Annotated in this window: 3 protein-coding genes; all 3 read left to right on the top strand. The window is 59.9% G+C overall.

From position 1 onward, the window contains the following. Positions 1 to 338: 338 nt before the first annotated feature. The gene (locus tag IVB27_RS04610; protein ID WP_247347765.1) at positions 339 to 773 is read left to right on the top strand and encodes a YybH family protein; all 435 of its coding nucleotides are present in this window, start codon (positions 339 to 341) and stop codon (positions 771 to 773) included. Between the two features lie 111 nt (positions 774 to 884). After that, complete coding sequence (gene plsY / locus IVB27_RS04605) at positions 885 to 1,565, top strand: glycerol-3-phosphate 1-O-acyltransferase PlsY (protein WP_247441757.1); 681 nt, start codon at positions 885 to 887, stop codon at positions 1,563 to 1,565. A gap of 868 nt (positions 1,566 to 2,433) precedes the next feature. Beyond that, a partial coding sequence (locus tag IVB27_RS04600; protein ID WP_524536460.1) for an ATP-dependent DNA ligase occupies positions 2,434 to 2,700 on the top strand: 267 nt, incomplete at its 3' end.

Below are 2,700 nucleotides of genomic sequence, written 5' to 3'. Positions count from 1 at the left end.
GCTCAAGGGATTCTCCCGCCGTGAAGCGTCACCGGTCTGAACCGGCACCTTTTGAAATGTTAGCGAGAATCGGCGTCAAATGCCACAGCCATCAACAAGGTTAGCTCAGAGGCGACGAGCTGATCGAGAGAGGCGGGCGACGTCCGCTCCTGCCATCGGCGAAAGTGGCGGCATCCCTCCGCGAGGTTCACTCACTGAGGCATAGCGGACGAGAATTGCTCAGTTTGATTTCTTTCGCCTTGTGACCCTAAAGAGACGTTGTTGTCACACGTGGCTGCGTTCCATACTCTGGCGTAACAGAGAGCGCTATCAATCGACTATAGTGAAACGGAGGGAACATGGCAGTCAGATTAGCGACCATTCTTGTTTGGTTGGTGCTTGCCATTCCGCGCAACTCGATTGCGGGAGACACGCTTGGTGATGCCGCCATGGACGACATGCACAAGCATTTCTCAGAAGCGTACAATCGCGGTGATCTGGACACTATGGCCGCGACATTTGCAGAGAACGCTGTGCGGGTGACGCCCAGCGGCATCTTTCAGGGGCGGGACGCCATCCGCCAGAGTTTCAGCGACGCCCTCAAGCTCGGATTGCATGATTATTCGGTTCAAAGAACCATCTCGCGTCCCGAGGGCATCTTCGTTTTCAATGCGGGAACATGGCAGGCCAAGGTAGGTGATCGTTCTTTTCACGGTTATTACTCATCCATTCTTACTAGCGAGGGCGGACAGCCGAGGATAATCGAAGAAACGGTTGCAGTTGCCGCCCCTTGATCGTCACGACTTGTTTCCCGGAGAAGCGGGACTACAGCTTTCCGTTTTTGGCCGATAGCGGTCAGACGAAGTCGGAGATAAAACAGCGTTCAGAAAACTGGACATAAACCCATGGCTTTTTGGACAGCGGGCGCGGTCGCGTTGGTGATCGCCTATCTACTCGGCTCGTTCCCCACGGGCTATCTGGCGGGAAAACTGCTCAGAGGCATCGACATTCGAAGGCATGGCTCCAAGTCCACCGGGGCAACGAATGTCTTGCGGACCCTCGGTAAATGGCCTGCCTTGTTCGTGCTCGTCGGCGATGTGCTGAAGGGCGTGGCTGCCATCATCGTCGCACGCTCGCTCTGTCCTTGGCTCTATGCAGAACTATCCCCTCCGTCGACAGGGTCTGATCTGCAAATCGGGGTGCCATGGGCTGTTTGTCTGGCCGGAATTGCCGTGCTGTTGGGACATAGCCGATCGGTCTGGCTGAACTTCACGGGCGGCAAGTCGGCTGCGGCCGGGCTCGGTGTGTTGCTGGCGCTGTCGTGGCCCGTGGGATTGGGGGCTGCGACCGTCTTTGGCGTCGTGGTGGCTATGACCCAGATCGTTTCCTTGAGCTCGATGCTCGCAGCGTTGACGGCAATCGTCGTTGTCTGCGCGGTCGAGCACCCATTGCCGTATCGATTGATGGTGATCGGAGGCGGCCTTTACGTGATCATCCGCCATCGTGCCAACATCCAAAGGCTTTTGGCGGGAACTGAGCCGCGGCTGGGTCGAAATGGCCGAGATGCGAAACCGGCGCAGGTTTAGCACATGCTTATCTGGGTCCGCTTGTGGCCCGTAGCCGACTAGCTAGGGCGAGCTGGCCGTGTCCGGTTTCGAAGAGTCTAGCGGACACGCCTATCTCGCGGCCACCGGCTGTCAACCTTCGCCCTACACGCGCCAACGATGCGAGGATGCGATCCGCACCAGCTAACGCTCAAAACTGTGCTCGTCCGTGATCTGCTGGGGGCAGCAACGCGAAAATCAGCTGGACCTGAGGTGTGAGTGCTCACTGGCGCGAGCGCGGAAGCTTGGCGTACCATCCGGTATACGGCGAGTTCTTGATCGTGTGGCGGCTGAGGTCGGGCGCGCCGTGCTTCCACCAGATCGCGCCGCGCTCGCCGATGGCTCGCTTCGCCTCTTCGACCGCCCGATGAGCCGTTTCTTCCGTTTCAATATTCTTGCGCGCCTTGGCATCGCCACCGCCCGCCTCGCGCTCATAAGCCGCCGCACCAGGTCAGATCTCTCCTGCTCTCCGAGGAGCCATCTTAGAACCTGGACAAGCATCTGCCGCCCTTGGAGAACGCGACCGCGACAGTCCCTCCGGGCTCTTCGGCCGCGTGGTGTCAGGCAGCGCGCAGCGGGGACGTTGGACGACGGAGCCAGCCGACCTCCTCCGCCTGGCACCTCGGACACCTGAACTGGATTTCGCGTTGCACGGAAGCGGACTTTGGGATGTTCGCTGCCATAGGCCATGCGCCGCACCGGGGACATTTTTCGAGTATGGTTTCCGTTTCTATCATCGCACTCGCTCCTCCCCCTGCACCACCGCTCGCCAACGCCCGGAGGCAACCCACGTTCCGGGCGATCCGGAGACGAGACACGGAACGAATCAGCGTGACGACGTTGAATCGCCATGTGTGCTGTGGCGTTGCGTCAGTCTCGTTCGGGGGTATCGCGTGTCCACGGCGGGCTCAAAGTTGCTATTCCTGGTTACATCGAGCCGTGTGATCCCACGTTGCGCGAGAAGCCGCCGCGCGGCGAAGACTGGGTCTACGAGATCAAGGCCGACGGCTACCGCGCGCAGCTGCATCTGCGAGATGGGGACGCCAGAGTCTATTCGCGCACCGGCCTGGACTGGACCGAACAATTCTCCTCGATCGCGGCGAGCGCCGACCAACTC

This window comes from Bradyrhizobium sp. 197 (assembly GCF_023073375.1).
In the GTDB taxonomy this organism is placed as follows: Bacteria; Pseudomonadota; Alphaproteobacteria; order Rhizobiales; family Xanthobacteraceae; genus Bradyrhizobium.
The sequence above is the reverse complement of the archived record's forward strand: the minus strand, read 5'-3'. Positions and strand labels throughout refer to the sequence as shown.